Source organism: Arthrobacter sp. KNU-44, assembly GCF_051843155.1.
Taxonomy (GTDB): domain Bacteria; phylum Actinomycetota; class Actinomycetes; order Actinomycetales; family Micrococcaceae; genus Arthrobacter.
Genome location: NZ_JBPXNG010000001.1, coordinates 176,754 through 202,484 on the forward strand (window position 1 = coordinate 176,754; position 25,731 = coordinate 202,484).

The window sequence follows — 25,731 nt, forward strand, 5'->3', positions numbered from 1 at the left end:
GTAGTGGATGGCATGTAGTGGATGGCATGTAGTGGATATAGGGGCTTGCCGGGAACCGATTCCCGGGGTTTTGGCCTTCTGAGATGAAAGGACATCCCGTCATGCTTTTCGCTTTTCTTGCCGGTACTTTCGCAGCTGCCTTGATTGGCCTGCCCGTGGACTGGGTCCGCCGCAGGAGCCCCGGCGCCACCGCTTTCGGCGCGGGCGTGATCAACGCCATCGTCCTCGTTGCCGTGGTTGCCGGCATCGGCGCTTCCGGTTTGTTGTCCGACTGGATGGCCGTGCCGGCCCTGGTCTTCGGGCTCATATTGGGGAACGTGGGAGCGGATGCAGTCGCGACCCGGTTGTGGGGACCCGCCCCCGTGCGTCCATAGCCCAATGCGACACGCACATACACGCAATCAGCACGTCCCGGCTGACGAGCGTTCTGTACGCCCTAATCCTTTGTGGGAGGAGTGGCTCGAGAACGCCTCCCCGGGATTGACCGGCAACATAGTCCTCTTTGCCGGGGCCGGGCAGGACGCGGCCGTCCTGGCGAAGGTGCCGGCGGGGGAGGGCAGGTCGGACAGGTACCAGGCGCGAGGCATGTCGGCCCCGCTTCTCACGGCAGGGGTTGTTCCCTATCCCTGCGGCAAGCAAGTGGTCCTGGGTAGGGATGCGCTAAGGGCGTTGGCGGACACCGTGGCCCCGGGGGGCCTTCTGCTGGTCATCGCCCCTCAACCTGGCAACACCGGCATAGTGGAGGACAGCATCGTTTCGCAGGATCTGCAGGATCTCAATCGGATGGGATTTACCCCTGTCAGCTATGAGGATCTCGACAGTCCCGGAGGACGCGGAACCGGTCCCCGTTGGATGAGGGTGCTCTACCGGCGGGACCCCGGAGAGGACGCCCAATGAGTCCGTCGGAATCAATGTCTGCCAACCCACCCCTGCCGCATAATAAAGTCATGACTGACCGTCGCGGGAATCCGGGGCTGGATCCCTCTATCGCCCTCGCCGTTCTGGAAAACGCGGCCGACGGGGTAGTGGTCTGCGATGACCAGATGCGCTACGTCTGGGTCAATCCCATCGGTTGCCGCATCATGGGTTACGCCCTTCAGGAACTCCAGGGCCAAGATTTTCTGATGACTTTCCCTGAGCGCATGCATGCGGTCATGGTTGAGTCTTACCGCGCCCAACTGAAAGGAAGTATGGGCACCTATACCGGGACCCTGCTGACCAGGGCGGGGGCGGAAGTGGAAATGTCGTGGACGAACATGACCTTCAAGCACGGCCACAGGCGATACGGAGCAGCGGTATTCCGGCCCATCATCCGGAACGCACCGAACCCGCGGGCGATATGGGCCTCCCACCCCATGTTGGGGAACACACATGCGCCTGATCTGGTGGAACGCCTGGGAATGCTGGCAGAGATGGGGAAAACCCGTACCCGGGCTCTGATGGTCGGGATCGGTCTTGTGGACGATGACCTTGTGATCCGTACCGGAGGACGTTCGGGGGCCCCTGAAGGATACGGGAAAGCCGAGCGTGAAGTCTCCAGCGCCGGCGGTCGGATCCCGTTTTTCGATGTCTGGCTTACCGGGCGCCCCGTTGTCGTTGCCGATGCCAGGACTCGCCTGCGCCAAGATCCCGCCTTTGCCCCTCTGTGTGACTGCTTGGATGTCTCTTTTGATTGGAAAACCGCTGTCTACATTTCCATTGGCTACGGCGGGCGCCCGCTCGGAGGATTAGCTGCCTATTTTCCGGCAGACGTTCCGGCACCCACAGCCGAGGAACTGGAGGTCCTGACCTCTCTCGCAGACGAAGCGTCGCTGGCTGCCGAACACTCCCACCTCCGCCACATCAGCCAGCGGACCGCCACCCTAGAGGAACGTGCCCGCCTCGCCCGCGAATTGCATGACTCTGTCAGCCAGGCTCTCTTCGCCATGACGCTCCACACACGGGGCGCGATGAAGAAGCTGGACCGGTGGCACAGCGAAGATGCTGCGGCGCTGAGGACGACGCTACTGCCTGATCTGTCGGCGCTTGCCGAACTCACAGGGACCGCCCTGGCAGAAATGCGGGCCCTAATTTTCGAGCTTCGTCCTGAGTCTCTCCAGGATGCTGGACTCGTCGTTGCCCTTACACGCCAGGCAGCAGCCCTATCCGCTCGTAGCGGGATCCGGATCAATGTCAACGGACCCGGCGAACGGCTCCCGCTGGACTCATTCGCCGAAGAAAACGCTTATCGGGCCGTCATGGAAGCGCTCAACAATGCGGTCAAGCACTCGCTGGCCCAAGCCATTGATATCGCAGTCACTGACCTGCAGGACACCGTTGTCATAACCGTTGCGGACAACGGAAGGGGCTTTGACCCCTCGGTGCTGCGCCCCGGTCATCTGGGCATGGAAACCATGCACGAGCGGGCCGATGTAATCGAGGCGTACTTCGAACTCCATACTGCGCCCGGAGAAGGCACCACAATTCAGCTAAGCATCCCTACCAGCGCAGGCACTCCGAAAGCGGAAAATAATGAACAATGAGGCCCCGATTATCAGGGTATTCATCGTCGATGACCACGCCGTCGTGCGACGCGGGCTTGCCTCCTACCTGTCGGGTGAGGACGGCATCGACGTAATTGGCCAAGCCGAGAACGGCCGGCAAGCACTAGACGAGTTGGCCATTCTCGTCCACGCCGGCACACCGCCGTCAGTCGTGCTCATGGACCTGCTCATGCCCGAGATGGACGGAATCGAAACCACCAAAGCAGTCACTGACCGTTGGCCGGAACTCCGCGTTATAGCCGTAACAAGTTTCCTCGAGGAAGAAAAGATCAGCGCCGCACTGGATGCCGGTGCATCCGGATACCTCCTCAAGGATGCCGACGCCGACGACGTGCTGGCGGCAATCCGGAATGTCGCTGCAGGAAAAATGGTGCTTCAGCCCGAAGTAGCCACGACAATGATCGCGGCCTCCCGGCGGCCCAACCCTGCAGCCGACCTGACCGGCCGGGAACGTGACGTCATCGTACTCGTGGCAAAGGGCTACACCAACCAGCAAATTGCCACACGCCTGTCCGTCACGGAGCGCACTGCGCGCACGCATGTGTCGAATATCCTGGCAAAGCTTGGCCTCACGTCCCGGACCCAGGCGGCCATGTGGGCTGTTCAGCACCGACTCCTTTCCCCGGCTGGATCCGAACCAAATGATAACGCAAGCCCTTGATTTCGCAGCGCGATACCCGCATGAGCCATAGGTACCGACAGCTATCAGGACAAGCAGAATTGTCGCTGCTGTTGCGCAGCCCCGCGGACTCCGCTACCAGATGGCTAACTCAACCGCCCGGTGGGCCGGCCCAGCCCTAGCCCGCGCGGGCCATCGATCGTTCGTCTATCGACGGCCGTAAAACCAACTAGAAAGAAAGACGAAATGATGCTCAACCAACCTGAGATTGATCTCGCAACACGCATCCAGCGACGTCGCGACTTCGCAGCCCACGTGACCGGATTTGCGGTGGGGGCAGCCATCTCCGTTGGAGCCCACAAAGCTGGGTTGAGAGGTATCCGGCAACTAATACTGACGCTCGGGGCCTGGGGACTTGCCCTGTCATTTCAGCATTTTCGACACGTTATCTTAGGCCCGGTCAGCATCAGTGACGTGTCACTTGAAGCTGTGCGATTACAGACAGGTAGCGGGCGTCCTACCTGATTACACTTTCAGATATCGTTTCGTGGTGCGAGAGAGTCTTACTGTTCAGCCAATGCAGTTGATCCTGCCCGAACGGTCCGTCGACGAATGTGGAGAGCACACTTAGGGGACTGCCCCCGGTTTTGTTGACTCCTTGACCTAGCGAGCTGGTGCTCGTGGAAGGATGCTGACCATCCCTACGGCTTATGGGGCGGAGTTCCGCCACGATGTCATTGATGTGGCCCCCGGGGCGAGGCGCCGCTGGCGCAGATTGCGAAGGATTCCGGGCCTTCGGTCACGACCTTGAAGCGCTGGATTGCCATCGCCGAACGTAAGGAGACCAAGGCCGGCCCGGCAGCGGCGGAATCGGCCGAGATGCGGGAGTTGAAGAAGCGCAACCGCTTGTTGGAGCAGGAGAATGAAATTCTCCGTCGGGCTGCTTCCTATCTGGAAAGGGACATCAACCCATTACAGATCTACCCGCTGGTCCCGGATCTGGCCGCCGAGGGATGAATGTGTCAACTTGAACGGAGCCCACTAGGACGGCCCGAACGGTACCCACCTGAGCGACACACCGGGTGCCCCAGCAACGAGTCTGGCTGAGTGCAAGGCGTTGAATTTCTGCGCCAGAGGTTAGAGAGTATGGTGCGAACGGGTGAATCCGGTGTCCTCCGCTGCCAGTCGGTGCGAAGTTGCAGCCGGGGCCGCTATTGTCCTGGCCCGCGTTTGAGTTCTTGGATCGGCCTGTCTGCTGGGACGGCCGGCCGTGTTGGCCGGCATTCCCGCGGCTCGAGATGTTTCTATGACCAGGCCGAAGGTGAAAATTCGGTGTTAGCCCTCAGGGGCATGCAGGCCCTTCCTGGGGCGCTCTGCTTCACGCTTCAGATCTTCAGCGCTCCTGATCTGGCGTTGAAAGGTCCAGGCGCACAGAAGGTTCCACGTCCGGAGCCTGCCTCCGGAGGTTTGGTCGTGGAAGCCCTCTTTAGGGATGCGGAAAGCCCGGGTGATGAGCCTGTGCGCGTTCCGGTCGAAGTCCAATCCGGTGGCGGTGGCATGGGCCGATGGGACATCTCCTACTGGTTCAAAGTGCCCGATCCGGTGCCTGCAGAGGTTGCTTTGGGCGTTACGTGGCCGGATGCCCGGGATCCAGCCCACGGTTCTTAGATTCGCCCCGAGACGATATTCTCAGGGCGACTCCCGAAGAGCTCCGCTTCCCCCGCTAGCCACGTCTGGAAGATAAAAAGGCCGGAAGCTCTCTCGGCTGGGGAATGCTCATAGCTGCGGGGGTGCCGAGGATGCCCGAACGACAAGCGATGGGGTGAAGACTTCGACCATTGGTTCCGACGCTGGATCTTTGGATCGGAGTACGGCTATTTCCGCGGCTCGTCGGCCGAGGTCGACGGGATGCAGATCGATCGTCGTGAGATCGATGCCGGGCAGGTTGGTCGCGGACGTATTGTCGTAGCCTACGACTGTGATGTCCTTGGGTACCCGCAGGCCTCGGGAGTGGACAGAATCGAGGACCCCGAGGGCGGTCTGGTCGTTGTGCGTGAAAATTGCTGTCGGTCGGTCCGCGCTGTCCAGGAGCGGGCCCACGAGCTCGAAAGCTGCGCTTCGTGAATAGCCGCAGGTGATCACATGGGGAGTGAGCCCGGCATTCTTCATGGCGCGGGCGTAGCCCTCCCGCCGGCCGAGGTAGCCGTCCGTTGGAGGAGAGGCAAGGTGGACGATGTGTCGGTGGCCGAGGGAGAGCAGGTGCTCCACGGCCAGGCTGGCACCAAGTACGTTGTCCGAGGCGACGGCGTCGAAACCGGGGACGATCCGCGCGACGCTGACGAGGGGGAGCCGTCCGGAGTAGGCCGCAAGCTCGGAGTCTGACAATAGAAGGCCTGCTGCGATCGTGACGTCCACGCGGGCTCTGACGAGTGAGTCCAGGGCCGGGCGGTCCAAGCCCCCGCTGACGGACCCGACTGCCAGAACGAGCTCACGTCCCGTCAGTTGTGCCGCTTCGCGCATTCCGTCGAACATGTCTGCGAAAACCTCATTGTGGAGGTCTAGTAAGAACACGCCCAAAGTATCGTCAGTCTTGCTGGCGAGGCGCGAGGCAACGCGGTTTGGCTGGTACCCCATTTTTGCGGCTGTTGCGAGAATATGATCGCGGGAGCTCTTGCTGACGCCGTAAGCATCCCTGAAGGCAAGCGAGACGAGCGCGGGAGAAACTCCTGCGGCGCGGGCGACGTCCGACATTGTTACATTCACTGGGCCTGGCCTCCGTACTCTCATCAGGACTAGACGAGCCAACAATTTTCCCTTGACATCTATTCTAGAGCGCTTTAGGTTTTAAGCACTATCGCATCTAGTGCGCTCTAGATTTAGGAGCCTTGCCCGCCGGTAAGGTTCGGAGGTGCCGAACTCGAAGCCCTCCGGTACGAACGCCACAGAACAGCCGTTGCCGCCAGAAAGAGAAAAACCCATGACTACCACCATCCGTATCGGCATCATCGGCGCCGGTATGGCCGGCCAGGCCCATGCCTTCGGCTACCGCAACGCTTCCATGGCCCGTGATCTTGGCGACATCGATGTCCAGCTGCACACGATCGCCGACCCCAACCTCGAACTGGCCCAGTCCGTCGCCCACCGCTACGGCTTTGCCAACGCGGTCGCCGACATCGAGGCGTTCCTTGCAAATCCTGAGATCGACGCCGTGAGCGTCGCCCTACCGAACCACCTCCACGCCGAGGTCCTGCCCAAGGTCATCGCGTCCGGCAAGCACCTGTTCGCGGAAAAGCCCATCGGACGCACCCGCGAAGAAGCCGGTCGGCTGGCCGACCTTGCCGAAGCATGCACTGCCGTGACCGGCGTCGGGTTCTCCTTCCGCCGCCTGCCCGGCCTCGCAGCCCTCGCCCAGGCCGTACAGAACGGGGCTGTCGGCAAGGTCCACACAGTGCGGGCATGGTACAACGCTGACTACGCCGTCGATCCGTCCGGCGCACTGTCCTGGCGCTATTCTCAGGAACAGTCCGGTGGTGGTGCGCTCCTGGACATCGGCGCCCACGCGATCGACGCCGCGCAGTTTGTCGTCGGTCCGGTCAGCCGCGTCCTGAACTCCACGCTGCGTACCGTCATCACCGAACGTCCCAAGCCTGCTGCCGGGGCGATTGGTCACGGCGGAGCGACGACTGAGGAGCGCGGTCCGGTCACCAACGATGACGTCGCGTTGCTGACAGTGGAGTTCGATGGCGGTGCCGTGGGCCAGATTACGCTGAGCCGGATCGCCAGCGGCGTCCCGAACTCGCTTGGCGTCGAGGCCTTTGGCTCCAACGGACACGCCGTCTTCGACTCGATCAGCGCCGGTGAATTCCACCTCTTTGAGAGCGGGGTGGCCTCGGCTGCCTTCAACGGCCCGCGCCGGATCTTCACCGGCCCCGAACACCCCTACTTCAACGATGTCGCCGCCATGCCCGGTGCCGGAGTGGGTACCGGCTACGCGGAGGCGTTCGTCGCCGAAATCCAGGAATTCCTGCGCTGCGTCCGTGACGGCAGCCCCATGGACACCAACTTCAAGACAGCCGTCTCGATGATGAGCGTCGTCGGAGCGGCCTTGGAGGCCGCTGAATCCAACACCCCGGTCGACGTCGACTCGCGTCAGCACGCCTGATCCATACGAACCTCGGAAGGAGAAACAGATGGCCTCGATCCGCGTAGGAACAGCCCCCGATTCATGGGGAGTCTGGTTCCCAAACGATGCCAACCAAGTCCCTTACACCCGCTTCCTCGACGAAGTCGTCGCCGCGGGCTATGAATGGATCGAACTTGGACCCTACGGCTACCTGCCCACCAACCCCATCCTGCTTCAGGACGAACTCGAAGCACGCGGCCTCCGCCTCTCAGCCGGAACGGTTTCGGAGCGGCTGCATCAGTCGGATTCCTGGAATGCTGTCTGGGACCAGGTCACCGAGGTCGCGGCCCTGACCGCGGCACTCGGCGGACAGCACGTCGTCGTCCTCCCGGAAATGTGGCGGGACCTCTACACCGGCGCCGAACTCGAGCCCGGCGAACTGACAACCGACCAGTGGAAAGCGAAAACCGCCGGCGTGGATCGCCTCGGCAAGGCGATGTTCGAACAATACGGAGTCCACCTTCAGTACCACCCGCACGCCGACAGCCACGTGGCCACCGAGCAGGAGATTACCCGGTTTCTCGAGGGCACCGATCCCGATTACGTGAACCTGTGTCTGGATACCGGCCATGTGTCCTATTGTGGAGGTGACAATCTCGCCATTATCAACCGCCATCCCGAACGCATCGGCTACCTGCACCTCAAGCAGGTAAACCCGGAGATCGTCGCCAGGGTCCACGCCGAGAACCTGCCCTTCAGCGAAGCTGTGACGCTCGGCGCCATGACCGAACCGCCCCTCGGCGTCCCGGAGTTCCCGCCGCTCCTGGAAGCAGTCGAACGCACCGGCGCGGACATCTTCGCCATCGTCGAACAGGACATGTACCCGTGCCCGCCCGACGCTCCACTGTCCATCGCCCGGCGAACCCGCACCCACCTTGGAGGCTGCGGAGTCCGCAGCCTCCAGTTTGCAGCCGAGGTCCGACGAACCCCCCACGATGCGCACTGACAAAGGCAAAGCCGCCTCAGGCGCCCTCATCGAGACGGCGCCTGGGGCGGCCCCCGCGCCATACTCCCAGGTGTTGCACTTGAAGCGCTGCGGCCCGGAACCTCTCTACTATCAGCTGGCACAAAGTGTGGAGAAGGCCGTGGAATCAGGAACAATCAGCCACGGAACCAGGCTGCTCCCGGAGAAGGACATGGCCCGCGAACTGAACGTCGCCGTCGCGACGGTACGCAACGCATGGGCCTACCTCGACGGCAAGGGCGTCCTCACGCGCCACCGACCTGCAGGCACAATCGTCCAGTAGCTGCGAGGAACACCCAATTTCCGCGGTTGGCGGACAGGTTACGCTTTCGGCGCCCCGAAACCGCTGTACATCCGGGAAATGGACGCATCGCTCGGAAGCATGTCTGCCAACACGGACCACTTGAGTTCCAGCGGCACAGGGGAGCCGCGATCCTGCCGCCATCCAAGCATCAGCACCCGTATCCGGAACCACAGCACGGCGGCGCTGAGCCTCGTCATTGATGTGGAAGCATTTCCATGATGCAGATGGTGCTGGATAACGGAGGACTGGCTTTCTACCAACCAAATAAGCCCAGCGCTGATTAAGGAGAATTCCATGACTGATACTGCTGTCCACGGCCAGGGCGGGGAGTTTATGGACTCGGAGCTCTCCAGGCAGTCTGATGTCTGGCTGCGGGCCATCGCGGTATGAGGACAATATTGACTCCCACGGTCATCACGGTCACGCCGAGCCCGGCCGTTGATGCCACGTATGCCGTTGCGGGGCTGCGACCGGGCGACTCGCACCGCGTCCCGGCCCCGGTGTATCGTGCCGGAGGCAAAGGGATTAACGTAGCGCGGGTGGCCCACCAGTTGGGCTTCCCCACCTTGGCGATTGCGACGGCCGGGGGCCCTGCCGGTGAACAATTTGCCCGCGACCTGGAGTCCCCGGGCATGCCGCATCGTCTGGTCAATGTCGGGTCGCAGACCCGCCGGACCGTCACGATCGTTGATACGGTCCGCGACGAGACAAGCATATTCAACGAAGAGGGTCCGGCGCTGACGCCCGAGGAATGGCTGAGCCTGGACGGTGCCGTCGGCGAGAGCCTGAACGGCCGGTGGCTTCAAGAAGGCTCTCAGGCGGGTGTGCTGGTCGGTGCGGGCTCCCTTCCATTCGGCGCCCCTGAGACTTTTTACCCCTCACTGGTGGATCGGGCCCACCGAACCGGCGTGCCAGTCATCATTGATACATCGGGGCAGGGAATCCTTTCAGCCGCCCGGGCCGGTGCAGATCTGCTGAAGCCCAACAACCACGAGCTGATCGAGGCGACGGGCGAAACGGATCTGGCCTCAGCGGCATGGCAGCTGATTGGTCTGGGGGCCAGGAGGGTCCTGCTCAGCGCTGGTGCGGACGGCATGGCCATATTCGACGCCGACGCCCCCGGCAGCTACCTGAGGGCAGCCCTTCCGGCACCACTGCGCGGCAACCCGACCGGAGCCGGCGACGCGGCCGTCGCCGCGGCCGCCGTTGCATTCTCGCAAGGCCTCACAGGGGCCGAAGACATCTTGCGGCGCGCCACGGCTTGGAGCGCCGCAGCCGTGCTGATGCCCGTTGCCGGGGAGATTTCTCCCCGGCACCTCGAGCTGGCCGAAGAACTGGTCGTCAGCCGTCACTGATCCCGGCAACTGCCGCGACACCCCTGCACAACCCGGTGCGGAACCTCCACGTAAAGGAATGCAATGGTCCTGACCCCTACCCGCGAACTGATGGAGCGGGCCGCAGAAGCCGGCACCGGACAGGGAGCGTTCAACGTCATCCACCTGGAGACCGCCGAAGGGCTCGTCGCGGGGGCCGAGTTCGCGGGTCTTCCGGTGGTACTTCAGATTTCGCAGAACTGCGCCGAATATCACGGCGGACTGGAACCGTTGGCCCTGGCGACCCTGGCCATTGCGCGCCGCGCCTCCGTGCCCGTGGCCGTGCACCTGGACCACGCCGAAGACGAGCAACTGGCCTACCAGGCCGTGGACCTGGGTTTCGGTTCCATCATGTATGACGGGGCCCACCTGGACTACAGCGAAAACGTCACCGTCACCAGGAGGGTGGCTGACTATGCCCGCGCCCGGGGAGTGTACGTTGAGGCCGAACTGGGAAAGGTCGGCGGCAAAGACGGAGCCCACGCTCCAGGAGTGCTGACGGACCCCGCCGAAGCGGCCGCCTTTGTCGCCGCAACCGGCGTGGATGCACTCGCCGTGGCCGTCGGATCCTCACATGCTATGACCGAACGCCGGGCCTCCTTGGACCTGATCCGGATCGGCCAGCTCAAAACGGCGTTGGCGGTACCACTGGTACTCCATGGCTCTTCGGGCGTGGCGGATGAGAACATAGTCGCAGCCATCGCGGCGGGCATGACCAAAATCAACGTCTCCACCCACTTGAACGGATTCTTCACCCGCGCAGTGCGAGAATACCTCGATGAGAATCTCTCCGTAGTGGATTCAAGGAAGTACCTGCGCGCCGGCCGTGAGGCTCTCACCCCCGAAGTTTCCCGGCTTCTAAACCTGTTTTCCCGGCCACCCTTCCAGGGAACGCCATGAACCGTACGGAACGGTTGAGTGCCATCCTTGATCTGCTGGCAGAATCCGGGCAGGTGGCAGTGGATGACCTAGCCCCCAGACTGGGGGTCTCTCCGGCCACGGCGCGACGGGACCTGGATGCCCTGGCCACTGGACGGCTGGTCAGCAGGACCAGAGGGGGTGCCACCCATGGCTCGGTCGCCTATGACCTCCCAGGCCGGTACAACCGCGATGATCACTCCCTGCAGAAGCAGCAAATCGCACGTGCGGCGAGCGAACTGATTCCCAAGGGTGCCGTCATCGGTCTCTGCGGGGGAACCACAACCACCGCCCTGGCGCAGGTGCTTTCGACCAGGGCCGACCTGATGGAAGCCTCCAACGGGCCCACGCTGACAGTGGTGACCAATGCCATCAATATCGCCGCTCAGCTGGCGGTGCGTCCCCAGTTCAAGATCATGGTCTCCGGCGGGATCCTGAACCCACGCTCCTACGAGCTTGTAGGTCCGTACACGGACACCATTTTGCAAAACGTCGCGCTTGATTTCACTTTCGTCGGCGTTCACGGCATCGATCCTGTCATTGGCCCGACCATCAACGATGAAAGTGAAGCCGCCGCCAACTCCCTGATGGCCCTGCGGGCAACCGAAGCCTATGTGCTCGCCGACTCCTCCAAGGTCGGCCGACGGTCATGTGCCACGATGGAGGGGTATCACTTTAACAAAGTGATCACAGACTCAGCGGTGACCAGCGAGCAGCTGAGCGCGTTCAAGGAAAACGGTATCCACGTTATCATCGCCCCGGACCTTACCGACACCGATATCTAGCCGCCGCGCACCTGTCGCTCAGCGGGCCGGGACCGAGGTGTTTTCAGCCGGCATCACGAGCAGCCCGCTGCAGCCGGCCACAGTCCAATCCGCTCAGCGGAGACGTTCACCATGTCATCCGGCTTCTCCGCGCTGCCTCTGACACAACTCTCTTGACCTCGACGCCGGGTCGGCGGGTCTGCTCGACTGTGACAACCTCTCTAACAACAGCGATGTGGTTGCAAGGATCTGATGCGAAGGTGCCCAGCCAAGGACCGTCCTATTCCCGGCGTTTCCTGCAAGTTCTATCAGTCGGCTCAGTCGACTGTGAAGGTGTGGGACAGGGTGCACACCTTTCCCGCGGGATCGGTGACACCCCGGGCTCCGGACCGGGGCGTCACCTGTTGCCCTGATAGTTCCTAACGGGGTCCAGCGTGAATTCCGCGAGCCGCCCCCTGCGGAGACGCCGTCGAACAGCGGCGATCTTGATCGCAGCTGGACTTCGACGGATACGAGCCGTCATCAATCTATGTATTTTTCCGGCTTCGATTTGTGGCGCGGCTGGGTTGGCCTGCGTTGAAGTACTCAAGGAGTTCCGGCGCGAGTGAGGGGATTTCGCGGGCCGAGCCGTCGCTGCGCAGCGACTCTGTTGCGAGGATCCCGGCGGCGACGGCTTCCCGGGCAGCGATCGGGTTCGTTTGGGTCGCTCCGCCGCTGCGCGCGAAGGATAGGAATTCCGCGATCAGGAGCGGGTCGGCCCCGCCGTGGCCGCCGTCGCCTTCAAGTATTTCAATTTTCGCATCAGGCTCGCTGAGTCCTGTTTCGGTGCGGGTGGTCCAGACGTGGATGGAACCTCCCGGCCCGTCGCCGAAGTTTTCGATCCGGCCGCGGGTACCGATCACTGTGTAGTTCCGCCAGTAATCCGGGGTGAACATGCACTGCTGGTAGGATGCCAGCACCCCATTGTCCAGGATCATCTGCATCATCGAGATGTCCTCCACATCGATCGCCGGGTTCAGATCCGTCTGGTCGGTGGGCGGCCAGTTCTCTAGGCTGAACCAGTCCTCCATCCGGCGGTCGCTGTTGTCCCGGCGGCTGGCGACGTCCCCGTAGACGGCCAGGGCGCCGATGGCAGAGACCCGCTTGGTGTAGCCGCCGGCCAGCCAGTGGATCACGTCGATGTCATGGGCCCCCTTCTGCAGGAGAAGGCCGGTGGTGTTGGCCCGTTCGGCGTGCCAGTCCTTGAAGTAGTAGTCTCCGCCGTTGCCGACGAAGTGCCTGCACCAGATGGCCTTGACCTCTCCGATCGTGCCCTCTTCAATCAGCCGACGCATTTGCACCACCACGGGCATGTGTCGCATGTTGTGGCCGACATACAGGCGGGTGCCGGTCTCGTACGCGGTCTGCAGGATCAGGTCCGCGGCGGACAGGCTCACGTCCAGGGGTTTTTCGCAGAAGGTGGGGATGCCCGCCTTAAGCGTTTCCACCGCCACCGAGGCATGTTGGTTGTCCGGGGTGAGTACCAGGACCGCGTCGATGCCGGAGTTCAGCAGAACCGTCAGATCCGCGGTAACGGTTGCCGTCGGAATTTTGGCCGCGGCGTCCGCCCGGCCGCGCTCGCTCCGGTCACAAATCACGGTCACCTCGGAGCCTTCCCCGGGCTTGTGGGCGTGCTTCCAGAGGCTCGCCCGCAGCCCAAATCCGACGATTCCAACCTTGAGATCCATAAGTCTTTCCTTAGGTACATATGTTCGAGCAGTGGTTTGGTTGTGGCGAACGCGTGCACGGGCCCGTTCCATCGAATCCGTTGGCACCGGGGACCGTTCTGCCATCGTTCTTATTTGAGCCCGGTTCGGCCGACCCCGGCCATTACCTTCTTCTGCATCGAGATGAACAGGATCAGGATGGGCGCCATGGCCATTAGCGATGCCGCCATCAGTATCGGATAGTTGTTTCCGTGCTGGCCCTGCAGATTGGCCAGTCCCACGCTCAGGGGTGCACTCTCTTGAGTCGAGGCGACCACCAGAGGCCAGAGCAGCTCGTTCCAGGACCACAAAATGGTGATTATCGCCAAGGCCCAAAGACCGTTCCGGGCCAACGGCAACATGACCATCCAAAAGATCTGGAACGGGTTTGCGCCGTCAAGACGGGCGGCGTCCTCCAGTTCGTCCGGCAGGCCCATGAAGAACTGACGCATCAGGAATACGCCGAAAGCGCTGAAGATGCCCGGGGCCACGATGCCGGCGATGCTGTTCAGCCAGCCGAGGTTCTGGATGATCTGGTACTGCGGGATCAGGAACAGTTGTGAGGGCACCATGAGAATGGAGAGTATGACGCCCAGAATGAGCCCGCGGAAGCGGAAATGCATGCGGGCGAAGGCATACCCGGCCAGGGAGCAAAGCACCATCTGCCCGGCGACCCGGATCGCCGTGATGGCTATTGATACCCACAGCGCGGAACCGAAATTCATCTGGCTGAAGACGTCGGCAAAGTTGTGCCATTGGATCTCTGAGGGCCACAGGGTCGGCGGCGTGCTTTGCACCTCCGAATTCGTCGAGAGTGACATGATGACCTGATAAAGCAGGGGCGCCACCATCAGCAGGCCGCCCAGCCCCAACACGAGGTGGGCTCCCACGTTGCTGCCGGCCTTGCCGTTGGGCCTATTGGCGACCTTGCCGCCGGGTCGGCGGACTGTGGTCTGCCGCCTGACTGCGGTATCAGACATAGTTGACCCACCTCTTTTGCACACGGAATTGGATAGCAGTCAGGATTGCGATGATGGCCAGGATCAGGATGCCGATTGAGGCGGCATAGCCCTTGTTGTTCTGCAAGAAGCCCTGGTTGTAGAAGATGTAGACCAGGCTTTGGGTCTGCGGCATGGCCAGATTGCTGGTGCCCAGCATCACATAGAGCAGGTCGAACAGTTGGAAACCGCTGATCACACTGACGATGCTGACAAAGAAAATACTGGGCGTGAGCAACGGGACCGTGATACTGAAGAACTGGCGGAGCCGGGTGGCCCCATCCATCTCCGCCGCCTCATAGAGTTCGCGCGGAATCTCGCGTAGGCCCGCACTGATGATGATCAGGTTGAACCCCAGCGACATCCACAACCCGACTATGGCGACGGCCACCAGGGCGAAACCAGGGGTCGAGGTCCAGTAGGGGCCTTTGATGCCGAACAGGCCCAGGAACCAGTTGATCGGGCCGAAGTCACCGTTGTAAATGAGCCGCCAGACGATACCGACGGCAGCCGGCATGGTGATGTACGGGACGAAGTACAGGGTCCGGTAGAACGCGGCGAACTTCAGTCCGGGCCGCTCGATCAGGGATGACAGAGCGACGGCGATCGGTATGCCGAGCAGCACAATCACCGTGTAGACGGCGGTATTCAGAATGGACTGCGGAATCGTGGAGTCCGTCAGCAACTGCGCGTAGTTGCCCAGGCCGATGAACTTGGCCCCGCCGAAGACGCCCGATCGGGTGAAACTAAAGTAGAAGGTCTGCAAGATCGGCCACAGATAGAACACGCCGATGCCGAATACGGTCGGGATGATGAACAGCCACGGCCACGGCCCGTCAACGTGGAGGGGTGGCTTACTGCGTGCCGGCTCGGTGGTTCCGGCCTGCAGGGGTGCTGCCGCTGCCGGTTTGCTCATGATTCTTTGGACAATGCGTCATTCATTTTGGCAGCCAGATCCTTGGCCACGTCGGGAACCGGCCTGGTGCCGGCGAAGGCTGCCGGGATCAGGTCCTTTTCAAACTGATTCCAGGCGCTGGTGTTCCTGGAAGCTGGGAAAGGGGAGGCCTTCGAGGCCAGGTCCAGGAAAATGTTCAGATCAACGGAGGGCACGGATTTGACCCAGGCGTCCTGGGTGCCGTTGAACGCCGGAATGACGGTGCCGGTCTCAGCCTGGATCTGGGCCGCTTCCTTGGTTCCCAGGAACGCCACAAAGGCCTGCGCCGCGGCAGGGTTCTTCGCATTGGCCGGAACCACGTTGGCCAATCCGTGGATCACGCACTGGTTGCTCACCGGACCCTTGGGCAGGGTGACGAGGCCAAGGTCCGAGCCCAGGGCTTTGGCGTGCGGACCGGCGTTCCAAGACCCATCGAATGTCATGGCGACCTTCTTGGAGGTGAACATATCGATGGCCGAGGTGTCGGTGAGCTGCTGCATGGAGGGGGAAATGCCGGCGGTGATTAGATCCCGCCAGAACTGCAGGCCTGCGATGGAAGCCGTCGAGTCGTAGCCGGACTTCTTGCCGTCGGGAGAGATGACGGTGCCGCCGGCGGCCAGAATGGTGTTGTAGTAGCTGGTCTGGCCGCTGGTCAGGTCTCCGGCGAAGCCGTAGACACCCTTGCCGTCGTTGGCCTTGGAGATGGCAGCGGCGGCCTTCTTCAGGTCATCCCAGGTCCAGGAGCCGGTCGGCTCGGCCACACCGGCCTGCTTGAAAAGGGCCTTGTTGTAGAACAGGCCGATCGTGTCGAAGTCCTTGGGAACACCGTAAAAGGTGCCGTTGGTTGAGTAGAGGTCAACCAACGCCTTGGGGTAGTTGGAGGTGTCCACGGCCTTCGAGGACTTCAAGCCCTCGAGGGAGAGCAGCTGGTTGTTCTCCGCGTAGAGCTTGATATGCGGGCCGTTCATCCAGAACACATCCGGAAGCGAGTTGCTGGAAGCCTCGGTCTGGATCTTGGTCCAATAGGCGGCGTACGGCGTGATGTCGATATTGACCTTGATGTTCGGGTATTGCTTGTTGAAAGAATCAATGATCTTCTGCATGCCCGGCTTCTGAGCCTCGTCCCAAATTGCGTAGGTGAGGGTCGCACTGGTGTCCGTGGCCGGGGCGGTGTAGGCGCCCCCCGCAGCGGTTCCGCCGCCGGTACTGCCGCCACCGCAGGCGGCCAGGGACACGGTTGCTGCACCGAGAGCCGTGAGGGAGAGAAACGAACGTCGATCAAGGGGCTTGTTCATGGCAGGTCTTTCTGGATAGGCAACGGTCCAAACGGAGATTGGACCACGGATTGGTCGGTTTAACTCGGCGTGGAAAAAGGCTGCCCGAACCACCCACGTGATGATAATCACATCATGGCAACCTGGAAAACATTAGGAGCGAAACTGCTTGATATGTTTCATTTACAATCGGGTTCCATCACATTCTGCCGTCGCGGGGAGTACTGATCCGTCGGTGCCGCGGCCGCCACACAGCCCGGGGACGATGGCAAACGCGGAGTACCCCATCTGGTGGTCACGCGCTCCACGTTGACACCTTTGCCGCCTGCGCGGCTTGACGGTCGCCCGGTCCCGTGGCTTTCGGCCAACCGGATGCCGTGGACTTGATAGGTGAGATCCACGGCTGGGTTGGGAGTCACAGTGACAATCCGGCACTGCGTCGTTTCTGCTGTGTTCATTGTGCTAGCTTCCTCTCGCAGGAAACACCGTGACCTTCGAGGGAGGTCTGTCTCTCATTGTTCGGATACCGGGGTCTGGTCGGGTGGGTATCAGTGGGCGGCAAGTATCACTGAACGGCTGAGATTGCGGGGCTGATCCGGGTCCAGTCCGCGGGCTCTCGCGCGGGCCAGTGCCACCCGTTGGGCGCGGATCAGCTCAGCGAGTGCATCTGCGTCCGTGTGAATGTAGCGGGCGCCGGTCCTTGTCACGTCGGCGGCGAGGCCGCGGGGTTCGTCGCCGAACATCCACGTGACCCTGCCGGGTCCGGCAATGGCAATCGGCCCGTGCCGGTATTCCATGGCGGGATACGATTCGGTCCAGCTCTGGGATGCTTCCCTCATTTTGAGTGCCGCTTCGTGGGCCAGTCCGACGGTCCAGCCGCGGCCGATGAAAGTGAACTGGTCCGCATCGATCAGGTTCTGGTCAATCTGTTCGGTGATCGCGTGGCGGGCGTCCTGGATCGCCTGCTCCATGCTGTAGCCGAGGGAGGATTTCATATATGCCAGTGCCGTGGTGGCGAACCGGGTCTGGACTACGGATTGCTCATCGGCATAGTGAAGGTCGATGATCCGGTCCGCCAAATTGGTGGCGGGGGTTTCGGTGTCCCCGATGATGGCGACAGTGGGCACTTTCCCCTTCAGGTGGTCGAGGACTTCGAGTATTTCGGTGGTCGTCCCGGACCGGGAGATGGCGAGAACTGCGTCATATCCTCGGTCAACGAAGGCCTCGGAGGCCGCGAACGCGTCGGTGATGCCTTTGCCGGCTTGTTCGCGCAAAACGGCGTAGGAATTCGCCATGAACCAGGAGGTTCCGCATCCGATGACGGCGATCCTCTGGCCATCGGCGGGAAGCAGGGCTTCGTGCCGGCTTTGTTCGGTGGCACGCGTCCACATTTCCGGCTGGGAAATGAGCTCGGCTTCCATGTGAGCGCCGGCGGGGGAAGGATTCTGTTCAGTCATAGTCGAAGACTCCTGGTTTATAGACCCCGCGGTTGTGGGGACACCGGTCGAATGTGGATGGTTGGAGGGAGAAGGACGGTAGGGGTGGCCGTTCATTTGACGCTGCCGGCGAGAAGGCCGCTGACGATGTAGCGGTTGAGGGCAAGCGCAATTACGGCCGGGATCACGATGACGAGTATCCCGGCGGCGTCGAGCAGGGTCAGCGGCACCGTGTGCTGGCCCTGTAATCCGGCGACGATCACCGTCATGGGCTGGGTCGTGATGTCACTGGCCAGTACCAGCGGAAACAGGAACTGTGACCAGGCGGACAGGAACGTGATGATGCTCGCCGAGATGATCCCGGGCCATGCCAGGGGTCCGATGATCCGGAACAGGACCTGCATCCGGGTGGCGCCGTCCACCAGGCCGGCCTCTTCCAGGCTGACCGGCAGGCTTCCCAGGTAGTTGTAGAGAATCCAGGTGGCCAGCGGCAGGAAACCGGAGGCGTAGACCAGGATGATGCCGACGTAGGTGTTGACCAGTCCGAATGCGGTCATGATTTGGTAGAGCGGGATCAGGGTCGTGTAAGCGGGGAACGCCATCGTGGCCAGCACCGCGTAGAACAGCAGGTTTTTGCCCCGGAACTGCATCCTGGCGAAGGAATATGCGGCCAGTGTGGCGATCACCATCGTGAGTACTGTCGAGACCCCGCACTCGATCATCGAGTTTACGGCCGAGGGCCAGAGCTGGCCCGAGGTTGCCGAGTTGCCGCTGAACAATGCCGAATAGTTGTTCAACGTCGGATGCGCCGGAAAGAAGTTCGGTGGTTTGGATCTGGCGTCTGCCTCGGTCTGCAGGCTTCCGTTGAGGGCCCAATAGATCGGTAGAAGCGACCAGACGATGACGAATGCGATGCCGACCCACCGGCCCACTGATGCACGGCTTCTCATTAAAATTCAACTTTCCGGTAGACGGTCCGCACGACGAGGAGGGAAATCGCCATCGTGACGATCGTGATCAGCAGCGACAGGGCGTAGCCCTGGCCGAAGTTCAGGTTCTGGAAACTGATGAAGTACGCCTGCATCATGATCGAAGCCCCGTTGCTCGCCGCCCCGTTGAGGACGTAGGGCTGGTCGAACACGTTCAGCGTGGCGACCGAAGCCTGCACCATGGCAATGGCAATGCCTGCTCTGGCCAGCGGCAGGGTAATGCGGCAGAACGCCTTCCACGTGGAGCAACCGTCAATGCGCGCAGCTTCGTACAGCTCGGACGGAATCACCTGCAGCACCGCCAGGATCAGCAGGGCCGACAACGGCGTCATCTGCCATACCTGTACCAGCTCGATCAGGATGATCGTGAGCAGATGGTCCTGCCCGACAAAGACCTGGTAGTGGTCGATCAGGTGCAGGGACGAGAGCACACTGTTGAGCAGGCCCGAGTTGGGGTCGTAAATTCCCCCCCAGACGAGTCCTTCCACAACCCCGGGCAGCGCCCACGGAAGGATCATGACCGCGATGACAATGGACCGTCCCCGGAAGTTGCGGTGAAGAATCACCGCCATGAAAATCCCGAGGACGGTCGAGACCAGCACACCCACGACGAGGTAGATGACCGTGTTGGAAGCACTCGACAGGATCGTCGCGTCGTTCAGCAGGCTCGTGAAGTTGTCCAGGCCCGAGAACCGGGTGGGCGGGTCCATGGGATTGACCGTGAAGAACGACTGAATCACCGTAAACCCGGCCGGGACAAGCGCGAGACCCACAATAAAGATCATCAGGGGGGTGATCAGGGCGTAGGGGAGGATCTGGATCCGCCGCCGGCGGCGGCGCGGCTGGGGCTCCGGTTTGTGTTGCTTTTCAGTTTCGACGCTTGCGACGCGCTGACTCATTTGTCGTCCGTCCCTCTCCGCTGCGACGCGGTTGTTCACGAGCCGTTCTTGTGCTGATCAGCGACGGCGGCGATGGCTTTCATGGCGGAATCAACGGTTTCGTCGCCGGTGGCAGCATTGTGCAGGTGCGTGTAGACGGCGTTGGAGAACGCCGTGTACCAGGTCGGGGCCCCTCCCGGGAAGACGGGACGGCTGCTCTTCAGCAGGTCAGCCAGCTGCTTTCCGTCAGCCAGCGCGCCCTTGTCGGCGAGCTGCTGCACCGCGGCGAGGGAGGAGGGGATTGAGTAGCCGGAGAGCGCCTTGGCGTCCCCGTTGAGCCCGGCGAAATCCGCTTCCGTCTGTGCAGAAGTCAACCACTGGATGAACTTCGCCGCTGCCGCCGGGTACTTGGCCGTGCTCGGAATACCAACCCCGTCCGGGTTGCTCAAGTTCGCACCCGGGCCGCTCTCACCCGGGGTCGGGAGATACTTGACACCGTCACCGGTGACCGACGACGAGGCTGCGACGTTATACAGGCTGCCCACGTTGCCGGCGTAGTCGGAGAAGGTGCTGGCGACCTGGCCCTTGGCCATCAGATCCTGCTGGCCCTGACCGTCATTGGCGTTGATGCTGCCCGCGGGTACGAGACCGGATTTCAGGGCGTCCACCATCCAGTTCGCAGCCTTGTACCCGGCGCTCTGGGGGTCGGTAAACTGGGGGGCGCCGTTCTTGTCCAGTACATCGCCGCCGAAAGCGGCCGTCGTCTGGTACCAGTACGTGGACAGGCCCTCGGCCGCGGCGAACGGGATGTTCAGCGGGTGCTCGGAGACGCCCGCTGTTTGGATTTTTTTCAGGGCTGCCGTGTAGTCACTGATCGTTTTCGGCGCGGGATCGGCACCGGCTTTTTTGAACATGGCCGAATTGACGGTCGTGACCATGAAAGACGCATCGTTCGGGATTCCGATGACCTTGCCGTCAACAGTGAATGAGCTTAGCTGGGGCATATCCGCGGCGATGGCTTTGGTGTCCAGGAACTGATCCAGCGGGTGGAACCACTGCAGTTTCGCCAGCTGCCCGGCCCTGGACCAGTCAACATCGGTCACGTCGGCGAAATAGGTTTTCGACGTCGCGGACGTCGAGATCTTCGTCTGGAGGCTGTCCCAGTCCAGTGTCGTCCAGTTCACCGTGATGCCGGTGTCCTTTGTGAACTGGTCAAGGCTCGCCTTGGCCGGAGCACTCCCGGGCAGCGTCACGTTGATCGTCACGCCCGTTGTCGGCCCCGCGCTGGCGGTTGCCGCGTTCGGGCCGGAAGCGGGTTGGCCGGCGGAACAACCGGTGACGGAAGCGGCCAATATTGCCGCCAGACTGGCGGCGGCGAGCTGACTAACTTTGCCAATGCTCATGAGTAAATACCTTTCGGGGAACAGCAACATTGCTGTGGATCTGGTGGGACGGGGCGCTGTGAATGAAGCGGGCTGAATCGGCGCTTCTTGACGGAAAGAAACAGGAGATCCGCTGCTTCCGGCAGCGGGTGGCCTGACCGAAAGAAGACAGGGTCAGAATGACGAGGGCTGGATCTGCTCCCGAAGGGGTTCGGACAGCAGGTTCCCGTGGGCCGCGACCAGATCGTTGCACAACTCCCAGATCCGCTCCGGGGTAAGAGTTGAACTGGTGTTCGGATCCATCAGAAGTGCCTGACGGATCAACAGCGGGTTGCCCGTTCTTGCGGCTTCGACCGTGAGTTCAGCGACCGAGACATACGGACGGTTCAGTGCCGCGCATTGCACCGGCAGCGAGCCGGCGCCATGTGGTTTCAGACCTGCGGCGTTAACTGTCGCCGGCACCTCCACCACGGCTCCGGCCGGAAGATTGTCGATGAGCCCGTCATTGACCACGTTCGCGTACAAAACCCGCTCTGTGTCGGTCACCATCGAATGGATGAGCTGGGGTGCGTATTCGGTGGCGCTGGAGGAGAGTTCCAAAGGCCTGCCCGCGGCAAGACTGTGCTTTATCTGCTCGAATTCAAGGACGTTGCCCTTACTGATGGCGACATATTCCTGGGGGCGGAGCCGGTAACGCTCAATCTGCTCGTTTGAGCGGAGAAACCAGGGCAGGTATTCGGAGGAGTGCTCGCTGGTCTCGGTCGGGTAAAATCCGATCCTGCGGAAGATCTCTACACGGACGCGGCGCTCAAGTTCAGGGTCGGCGGCGATCTTCTCCCGTAGCAGCGGGTAGAGGTCGCGGCCTTGGTGTTCCCACTCCAGCAGCCATGCCTGATGGTTCACCCCCGCCGAACGGTAGCGGGTCTCTTCCATCGGCACCCCGACAAGCTCACACAACCCGTGAACCGTCCAGTACACGCTGTGGCAGAGCCCGACAGTCTTGATCTGGGGGGCCACTACAGAGGCCCACCAGACGTTCATGGCCATCGGGTTCGTGTAGTTCAAAAGCCACGCATCAGGACAGACTTCACTGATGTCGCCGGTGAGGCCGGTCAGAAACGGAAACGTCCGAAGTGCCCGGAAAACTCCGCCAGCACCGGTCGTGTCGCCGATGGTTTGCTTCAGACCGTATCGGGGCGGGATCTCGAGATCTTTCTTCGTGGCCTCGATGCCGCCAATCTGAACCATGTTAATCACGAAATCGGCACCCTCAAGGGCCTCGCGCCGGTCCAGGGTCGCGACTATGTTCGCCCGCGCCCCCAGCCGGTCACTCACCTGGCGGGCAATACCCTCTGCCACAGTCAGACGCTCGTTGTTGACGTCGTGCAACGCAAGGGTCACGTCCATCAACTCTTTGAAACCCAGGATGTCCGCGATCAGCTGCCGGGTAAAAACGACACTGCCGGCGCCGATGAAAGTGATGTGAGTCATGTTGTAGATATTCCCCCAAACTGAGCGAAATGTGCAATAGACTGTTCAAAAGTCCGCACAAGTGATCATTCCAAAATGAGCGAAGTGAGTGCTAACAACAGGGAGGACGAGCATGCAATGGATCAATACGGGAGGCCCGCTTCCGCAGATGGCCTCCAAACGCTCCGCGCGGATGGTTTCGGTGCTCTCGTTGCTCAATGAGCGCGAGAGTGTCTCCCTGGGTGAGTTGTCGGAGATCTTTGGCGTATCTTTGGCGACAATCCGGCGTGACATCTCCGATCTCGCCGATCAGCGGCTGCTCCTCAGGACCCATGGCGGGGCCAGGAGATTCGAATCGGATGCGGAGCTGCCCGTTGGGCTTAAAGACGCCCAGCACCGCGAATCAAAGCAAGCAATCGCAAGAAAAGTTGCAACACTCCTGCCAACCGGACGTTATGCGATCGCACTCAGCGGAGGAACCACCACGGCCGAAGTGGCGAAGGCCCTGGCATCCAGGTCTGAACTTACGATCGTCACAAACTCGTTGACAACCGTCATGGAAATCGCCAACCGACCCAACCTCAGTCTGATCGTCACCGGAGGTCTGGTGCGCTCGAACTCGTTCGAACTTGTGGGTTCCCTTGCCGAGAATATTTTCCGCTCGATCAATGTCGGCACCGCGATCCTCGGGGTGGACGGGATCAGCGCCGAGGGAGGCGTGACGACCCACGATGAAACGGAAGCGCGCACAAATAGCGCGATGGTGACCCACGCTCAGCGCGTGATCGTCGTCGCAGACGGAACAAAAATAGGCCGCATCACCCTGGCCCCGGTTGCCGACCTGTCTCAAATAGATGACCTCGTGACAGACTCTTCGGCGGACCCGGCGCACCTGGAACGCATCGCGCACGCCGGAGTAACCGTTCACGTCGTCGATGCGGCCGTACCGGCCCGGAAGACGCCTGTGAGGGATCGGGCCGCAACCAAAAACCCCCTGTGACCTGCCGCACCAGGCAACTTAGGGCTTTAGAACGCCCGTCCTGGTCATCCCGGACAGCACTGAGAAGAGAGATATCCGCCATGCCCCAAACAAACACTGCCCCGCCGCCCGTGCCTGGAAGTGCAGAGGGGCCCGGCAATGCTCCGGCACCCTCAGCCGGCGCATCAGGACTGGGGCACGGACACGCTGTGCTGGCTTTCGATGTCGGCGGAACAGATATGAAAGCCGCCCTCATGGACGAAGACGGAGGCCTGCGGAAAATCATCCGGGTGCCGACGCCCCATACCGGCGAGCACACCGCAGAAGCCGTCCTCGCCGAGATCGTCAGACTCTCCGAATCCCTCCGATCTTCCCACCCCGACGTTGTGCCCCAAGCCGCAGGTCTGCTCGTTCCCGGCTATGTCAATGAAGAAACGGGAGTCGGCATATTTGCCGAAAACCTCGGCTGGCGCGACGTCCCATTCCGCATCCGGGCCCAGGAGATACTCAACCTACCTGTCTTCTTCGGCCACGACGTCCGGGGCGCCGCACAAGCAGAATACGCTCTCGGGCCGGCCCGCGAATATGCCGACGTCGTCATCATGGTGATCGGGACTGGGATTTCCGGTGCGATCTTTATTGACGGGCAGCTCCACTCCGGTGGCGGAATGGCGGGGGAAATGGGGCACTCCAGAGTGGCCGACGAACCCGAATGCGTATGCGGCGGTCGTGGTTGTCTTGAAGCCATTGCATCCGCCGGGGCCATCCAGCGCCGCTACAACCGGTTGACCGGCAACATGGTCCCCGGCGCCAAGGAAGTGCTCGAACGCGCCGAAGCCGGCGACGCACAGGCCGCCACAATCTGGGCCGCAGCCCTGGACGCGCTGGCACTTGACCTCTCCCACACGGTAGCGCTGCTGGCCCCCGAAGCCATCGTAATCGGGGGAGGCCTCGCCCAAGCCGGAGCCGCACTCTTCGGGCCGCTCACGGAGCGACTGGCCCGGCTCCTCACCTATCACCGCATGCCGAGCCTCCTCCCTGCCGGGATCGGCGAAAACGCCGGACTTGTCGGTGCAGCGCTCGGGGCGCGAAAAATCAGAAATGCGGGGAACCGCGCAAAGCATGCCAACAAAACCGGTGTAGCCAATACCCACAAGCGCAGCAGCGATGGGGCTCATGAACCTTGCGAACCGACGAAGTCGGGCTGACGCCCGGAGAAGCCGAATAGCGAAGCCCCCGTCGCCTCCAACTCCTTCAGGGCTGATCCGGCGACGTTTCGTCAGCCTGAGCTGGGGAGAGGCTGCCCAATGGCACATCTTTCCTCGAGGAGTTCGGCTAACGCGGCTTGTAGACGTCGGACTTGTAGACGTCGGAGCGGTGTTGGATGCGGTGGACGTACAGGATGTGCGCTTCGATGTCGAGGGTGAACAGCACCCTGTAGTCGCCGCGCCGTGCGGTGCGGAGTCCGAGCAGTCCGTTCGTGACGGGTTTGCTCAGCCGGTGGGGGTTGTCAGCCAGTGCGCCGGTGACGAATCCGACGATCGCGGTTGCTGCTTTCTCCGGCAGCCGCCGGAAACCCTTCAGTGCCGGGCCGGTGACCTCGACGTTCCATGGGGCGGAACCGGTGGATTCTGCGTCGGTCACCGCGGCGGCAGCCCGAATTCACGGCGGAGGTCTGCGCCGCTGGTCGTGTTGCCCTCGACGATGTCGCGTTTGGCCTGGTCCAGGTCTTCGCGGATGCCCGGCTGCGAGAGCCAGTGGATGGTTTCCTGCAGGGATTCCAGGTCATCGGCGGACATCAGCACCGCCGACGGGTGCCCGTGCCGGGTGATCTGGATGATCTCGTGCGTCGTGTCTGCTTCCTCCACGAGGGCGGACAGCTTGTCCTTGGCTTCGCTGAGCGGTACGGTTCTCATGCCGGGAATTATAGCCTGACATCAGGCCATCAACTAGCCTGACTTTTAGCCGATAACCTGCC

26 protein-coding genes and 1 pseudogene are annotated in these 25,731 nt (G+C 62.0%); 14 read left to right on the forward strand and 13 right to left on the reverse strand.

Going from position 1 to position 25,731, the window contains the following annotated elements; genetic code table 11:
• Nucleotides 1–101: 101 nt before the first annotated feature.
• The 6 genes and pseudogenes from ACSVHC_RS00755 (at nucleotide 102) to ACSVHC_RS00780 (ending at nucleotide 4,830) form a co-directional block, all read left to right on the forward strand.
• Entirely contained in the window at nucleotides 102–374 is a 273-nt protein-coding gene (locus ACSVHC_RS00755; RefSeq protein ID WP_439180316.1) for a hypothetical protein, read from the forward strand.
• A gap of 106 nt (nucleotides 375–480) precedes the next feature.
• Complete coding sequence (locus tag ACSVHC_RS00760) at nucleotides 481–897, forward strand: hypothetical protein (RefSeq protein WP_439180357.1); 417 nt, start codon at nucleotides 481–483, stop codon at nucleotides 895–897.
• A gap of 50 nt (nucleotides 898–947) precedes the next feature.
• Nucleotides 948–2,522 (forward strand): histidine kinase, encoded by a 1,575-nt coding sequence (locus ACSVHC_RS00765; protein WP_439180358.1) that lies wholly within the window; start codon nucleotides 948–950, stop codon nucleotides 2,520–2,522.
• Complete coding sequence (locus ACSVHC_RS00770) at nucleotides 2,512–3,204, forward strand: response regulator (protein ID WP_439180359.1); 693 nt, start codon at nucleotides 2,512–2,514, stop codon at nucleotides 3,202–3,204. Before ACSVHC_RS00765 ends, ACSVHC_RS00770 begins: the two co-directional genes overlap by 11 nt.
• A 655-nt stretch (nucleotides 3,205–3,859) precedes the next feature.
• Nucleotides 3,860–4,176: pseudogene (locus ACSVHC_RS00775) on the forward strand (transposase); the annotation flags it as partial.
• Between the two features lie 459 nt (nucleotides 4,177–4,635).
• Nucleotides 4,636–4,830 (forward strand): hypothetical protein, encoded by a 195-nt coding sequence (locus ACSVHC_RS00780; protein WP_439180360.1) that lies wholly within the window; start codon nucleotides 4,636–4,638, stop codon nucleotides 4,828–4,830.
• A 108-nt stretch (nucleotides 4,831–4,938) separates the two neighbouring features.
• On the opposite strand, the gene ACSVHC_RS00785 is transcribed toward ACSVHC_RS00780, so the two are convergent.
• Nucleotides 4,939–5,913: a LacI family DNA-binding transcriptional regulator gene (locus ACSVHC_RS00785; protein WP_439180361.1), complete on the reverse strand. Its 975-nt coding sequence runs from the start codon at nucleotides 5,911–5,913 to the stop codon at nucleotides 4,939–4,941.
• A 226-nt stretch (nucleotides 5,914–6,139) separates the two neighbouring features.
• Between ACSVHC_RS00785 and ACSVHC_RS00790 the strand changes: the two genes are divergently transcribed.
• From ACSVHC_RS00790 to ACSVHC_RS00800, 3 genes are read left to right on the forward strand one after another with little or no spacing between them, the layout of a single operon-like run.
• Entirely contained in the window at nucleotides 6,140–7,324 is a 1,185-nt protein-coding gene (locus tag ACSVHC_RS00790) for a Gfo/Idh/MocA family protein (RefSeq protein ID WP_439180362.1), read from the forward strand.
• A 28-nt stretch (nucleotides 7,325–7,352) separates the two neighbouring features.
• Nucleotides 7,353–8,291, forward strand: coding sequence for a sugar phosphate isomerase/epimerase family protein (locus ACSVHC_RS00795; protein WP_439180363.1), 939 nt, complete (start codon nucleotides 7,353–7,355; stop codon nucleotides 8,289–8,291).
• The gene (locus ACSVHC_RS00800; protein WP_439180364.1) at nucleotides 8,281–8,592 is read left to right on the forward strand and encodes a GntR family transcriptional regulator; all 312 of its coding nucleotides are present in this window, start codon (nucleotides 8,281–8,283) and stop codon (nucleotides 8,590–8,592) included. The genes ACSVHC_RS00795 and ACSVHC_RS00800 overlap by 11 nt, the downstream gene beginning before the upstream one ends.
• 38 nt (nucleotides 8,593–8,630) lie before the next feature.
• Here the strand turns inward: ACSVHC_RS00800 and ACSVHC_RS00805 are convergent, their stop codons facing one another.
• Nucleotides 8,631–8,810 (reverse strand): hypothetical protein, encoded by a 180-nt coding sequence (locus ACSVHC_RS00805; protein ID WP_439180366.1) that lies wholly within the window; start codon nucleotides 8,808–8,810, stop codon nucleotides 8,631–8,633.
• A 201-nt stretch (nucleotides 8,811–9,011) separates the two neighbouring features.
• On the opposite strand from ACSVHC_RS00805, the gene ACSVHC_RS00810 reads away from it, so the two are divergent.
• From ACSVHC_RS00810 to ACSVHC_RS00820, 3 genes are all read left to right on the forward strand, one after another.
• Entirely contained in the window at nucleotides 9,012–9,968 is a 957-nt protein-coding gene (locus ACSVHC_RS00810; RefSeq protein WP_439180367.1) for a 1-phosphofructokinase family hexose kinase, read from the forward strand.
• A 63-nt stretch (nucleotides 9,969–10,031) separates the two neighbouring features.
• The gene (locus ACSVHC_RS00815) at nucleotides 10,032–10,886 is read left to right on the forward strand and encodes a class II fructose-bisphosphate aldolase (protein ID WP_439180368.1); all 855 of its coding nucleotides are present in this window, start codon (nucleotides 10,032–10,034) and stop codon (nucleotides 10,884–10,886) included.
• Nucleotides 10,883–11,689 (forward strand): DeoR/GlpR family DNA-binding transcription regulator, encoded by an 807-nt coding sequence (locus ACSVHC_RS00820; RefSeq protein ID WP_439180369.1) that lies wholly within the window; start codon nucleotides 10,883–10,885, stop codon nucleotides 11,687–11,689. The genes ACSVHC_RS00815 and ACSVHC_RS00820 overlap by 4 nt, the downstream gene beginning before the upstream one ends.
• A gap of 506 nt (nucleotides 11,690–12,195) precedes the next feature.
• Here ACSVHC_RS00820 and ACSVHC_RS00825 read toward each other — a convergent pair.
• The 9 genes from ACSVHC_RS00825 to melA all read right to left on the reverse strand — a co-directional run bounded on the left by ACSVHC_RS00825 (nucleotide 12,196) and on the right by melA (nucleotide 22,795).
• Nucleotides 12,196–13,395 carry a Gfo/Idh/MocA family protein gene (locus ACSVHC_RS00825; protein ID WP_439180370.1) on the reverse strand — a complete coding sequence of 400 codons (1,200 nt, stop codon included), beginning with the start codon at nucleotides 13,393–13,395 and terminating at the stop codon, nucleotides 12,196–12,198.
• A 110-nt stretch (nucleotides 13,396–13,505) separates the two neighbouring features.
• Nucleotides 13,506–14,393, reverse strand: a complete 888-nt coding sequence (locus ACSVHC_RS00830; protein ID WP_439180371.1) for a carbohydrate ABC transporter permease — start codon at nucleotides 14,391–14,393, stop codon at nucleotides 13,506–13,508.
• Entirely contained in the window at nucleotides 14,386–15,327 is a 942-nt protein-coding gene (locus ACSVHC_RS00835) for a carbohydrate ABC transporter permease (RefSeq protein ID WP_439180372.1), read from the reverse strand. The genes ACSVHC_RS00830 and ACSVHC_RS00835 overlap by 8 nt, the downstream gene beginning before the upstream one ends.
• Nucleotides 15,324–16,640, reverse strand: a complete 1,317-nt coding sequence (locus ACSVHC_RS00840; protein ID WP_439180373.1) for an ABC transporter substrate-binding protein — start codon at nucleotides 16,638–16,640, stop codon at nucleotides 15,324–15,326. The genes ACSVHC_RS00835 and ACSVHC_RS00840 overlap by 4 nt, the downstream gene beginning before the upstream one ends.
• 527 nt (nucleotides 16,641–17,167) lie before the next feature.
• Nucleotides 17,168–18,076 carry an SIS domain-containing protein gene (locus ACSVHC_RS00845; protein ID WP_439180374.1) on the reverse strand — a complete coding sequence of 303 codons (909 nt, stop codon included), beginning with the start codon at nucleotides 18,074–18,076 and terminating at the stop codon, nucleotides 17,168–17,170.
• 92 nt (nucleotides 18,077–18,168) lie between these two features.
• Nucleotides 18,169–19,005 (reverse strand): carbohydrate ABC transporter permease, encoded by an 837-nt coding sequence (locus tag ACSVHC_RS00850; RefSeq protein ID WP_439180375.1) that lies wholly within the window; start codon nucleotides 19,003–19,005, stop codon nucleotides 18,169–18,171.
• Nucleotides 19,005–19,943 (reverse strand): carbohydrate ABC transporter permease, encoded by a 939-nt coding sequence (locus ACSVHC_RS00855; RefSeq protein ID WP_439180376.1) that lies wholly within the window; start codon nucleotides 19,941–19,943, stop codon nucleotides 19,005–19,007. Before ACSVHC_RS00855 ends, ACSVHC_RS00850 begins: the two co-directional genes overlap by 1 nt.
• Nucleotides 19,944–19,978: 35 nt before the next feature.
• A complete protein-coding gene (locus ACSVHC_RS00860; RefSeq protein WP_439180377.1) occupies nucleotides 19,979–21,325 on the reverse strand; it encodes an ABC transporter substrate-binding protein in 1,347 nt (448 codons plus the stop codon).
• A 153-nt stretch (nucleotides 21,326–21,478) separates the two neighbouring features.
• The gene (gene melA, locus ACSVHC_RS00865) at nucleotides 21,479–22,795 is read right to left on the reverse strand and encodes an alpha-glucosidase/alpha-galactosidase (RefSeq protein WP_439180378.1); all 1,317 of its coding nucleotides are present in this window, start codon (nucleotides 22,793–22,795) and stop codon (nucleotides 21,479–21,481) included.
• Between the two features lie 112 nt (nucleotides 22,796–22,907).
• Here melA and ACSVHC_RS00870 point away from each other — a divergent pair, with 112 nt between their 5' ends.
• Together ACSVHC_RS00870 and ACSVHC_RS00875 are read left to right on the forward strand one after the other, a co-directional pair.
• Complete coding sequence (locus ACSVHC_RS00870; protein WP_439180380.1) at nucleotides 22,908–23,774, forward strand: DeoR/GlpR family DNA-binding transcription regulator; 867 nt, start codon at nucleotides 22,908–22,910, stop codon at nucleotides 23,772–23,774.
• Nucleotides 23,775–23,854: 80 nt separating this feature from the next.
• Nucleotides 23,855–24,961 carry an ROK family protein gene (locus ACSVHC_RS00875; protein WP_439180381.1) on the forward strand — a complete coding sequence of 369 codons (1,107 nt, stop codon included), beginning with the start codon at nucleotides 23,855–23,857 and terminating at the stop codon, nucleotides 24,959–24,961.
• Between the two features lie 127 nt (nucleotides 24,962–25,088).
• On the opposite strand, the gene ACSVHC_RS00880 is transcribed toward ACSVHC_RS00875, so the two are convergent.
• Together ACSVHC_RS00880 and ACSVHC_RS00885 are read right to left on the reverse strand one after the other, a co-directional pair.
• Nucleotides 25,089–25,397 (reverse strand): type II toxin-antitoxin system RelE family toxin, encoded by a 309-nt coding sequence (locus ACSVHC_RS00880; RefSeq protein WP_439180382.1) that lies wholly within the window; start codon nucleotides 25,395–25,397, stop codon nucleotides 25,089–25,091.
• Nucleotides 25,394–25,669 carry a type II toxin-antitoxin system Phd/YefM family antitoxin gene (locus ACSVHC_RS00885; protein ID WP_439180383.1) on the reverse strand — a complete coding sequence of 92 codons (276 nt, stop codon included), beginning with the start codon at nucleotides 25,667–25,669 and terminating at the stop codon, nucleotides 25,394–25,396. Before ACSVHC_RS00885 ends, ACSVHC_RS00880 begins: the two co-directional genes overlap by 4 nt.
• Between the last annotated feature and the right edge of the window lie 62 nt (nucleotides 25,670–25,731).

What these genes read in the sequence shown, in the direction of transcription:
- ACSVHC_RS00815 (WP_439180368.1), top strand. Translation starts at nt 10,032, where the DNA reads ATGGTCCTGACCCCTACCCGCGAACTGATGGAGCGGGCCGCAGAAGCC.
- ACSVHC_RS00785 (WP_439180361.1), bottom strand. Translation starts at nt 5,913, where the DNA reads ATGTCGGACGTCGCCCGCGCCGCAGGAGTTTCTCCCGCGCTCGTCTCG.
- ACSVHC_RS00790 (WP_439180362.1), top strand. Translation starts at nt 6,140, where the DNA reads ATGACTACCACCATCCGTATCGGCATCATCGGCGCCGGTATGGCCGGC.
- ACSVHC_RS00855 (WP_439180376.1), bottom strand. Translation starts at nt 19,943, where the DNA reads ATGAGTCAGCGCGTCGCAAGCGTCGAAACTGAAAAGCAACACAAACCG.
- ACSVHC_RS00830 (WP_439180371.1), bottom strand. Translation starts at nt 14,393, where the DNA reads ATGTCTGATACCGCAGTCAGGCGGCAGACCACAGTCCGCCGACCCGGC.
- ACSVHC_RS00795 (WP_439180363.1), top strand. Translation starts at nt 7,353, where the DNA reads ATGGCCTCGATCCGCGTAGGAACAGCCCCCGATTCATGGGGAGTCTGG.
- ACSVHC_RS00770 (WP_439180359.1), top strand. Translation starts at nt 2,512, where the DNA reads ATGAACAATGAGGCCCCGATTATCAGGGTATTCATCGTCGATGACCAC.
- melA (WP_439180378.1), bottom strand. Translation starts at nt 22,795, where the DNA reads ATGACTCACATCACTTTCATCGGCGCCGGCAGTGTCGTTTTTACCCGG.
- ACSVHC_RS00875 (WP_439180381.1), top strand. Translation starts at nt 23,855, where the DNA reads ATGCCCCAAACAAACACTGCCCCGCCGCCCGTGCCTGGAAGTGCAGAG.
- ACSVHC_RS00765 (WP_439180358.1), top strand. Translation starts at nt 948, where the DNA reads ATGACTGACCGTCGCGGGAATCCGGGGCTGGATCCCTCTATCGCCCTC.
- ACSVHC_RS00840 (WP_439180373.1), bottom strand. Translation starts at nt 16,640, where the DNA reads ATGAACAAGCCCCTTGATCGACGTTCGTTTCTCTCCCTCACGGCTCTC.
- ACSVHC_RS00850 (WP_439180375.1), bottom strand. Translation starts at nt 19,005, where the DNA reads ATGAGAAGCCGTGCATCAGTGGGCCGGTGGGTCGGCATCGCATTCGTC.
- ACSVHC_RS00805 (WP_439180366.1), bottom strand. Translation starts at nt 8,810, where the DNA reads ATGACGAGGCTCAGCGCCGCCGTGCTGTGGTTCCGGATACGGGTGCTG.
- ACSVHC_RS00820 (WP_439180369.1), top strand. Translation starts at nt 10,883, where the DNA reads ATGAACCGTACGGAACGGTTGAGTGCCATCCTTGATCTGCTGGCAGAA.
- ACSVHC_RS00870 (WP_439180380.1), top strand. Translation starts at nt 22,908, where the DNA reads ATGCAATGGATCAATACGGGAGGCCCGCTTCCGCAGATGGCCTCCAAA.
- ACSVHC_RS00800 (WP_439180364.1), top strand. Translation starts at nt 8,281, where the DNA reads ATGCGCACTGACAAAGGCAAAGCCGCCTCAGGCGCCCTCATCGAGACG.
- ACSVHC_RS00860 (WP_439180377.1), bottom strand. Translation starts at nt 21,325, where the DNA reads ATGAGCATTGGCAAAGTTAGTCAGCTCGCCGCCGCCAGTCTGGCGGCA.
- ACSVHC_RS00755 (WP_439180316.1), top strand. Translation starts at nt 102, where the DNA reads ATGCTTTTCGCTTTTCTTGCCGGTACTTTCGCAGCTGCCTTGATTGGC.
- ACSVHC_RS00835 (WP_439180372.1), bottom strand. Translation starts at nt 15,327, where the DNA reads ATGAGCAAACCGGCAGCGGCAGCACCCCTGCAGGCCGGAACCACCGAG.
- ACSVHC_RS00825 (WP_439180370.1), bottom strand. Translation starts at nt 13,395, where the DNA reads ATGGATCTCAAGGTTGGAATCGTCGGATTTGGGCTGCGGGCGAGCCTC.
- ACSVHC_RS00845 (WP_439180374.1), bottom strand. Translation starts at nt 18,076, where the DNA reads ATGACTGAACAGAATCCTTCCCCCGCCGGCGCTCACATGGAAGCCGAG.
- ACSVHC_RS00885 (WP_439180383.1), bottom strand. Translation starts at nt 25,669, where the DNA reads ATGAGAACCGTACCGCTCAGCGAAGCCAAGGACAAGCTGTCCGCCCTC.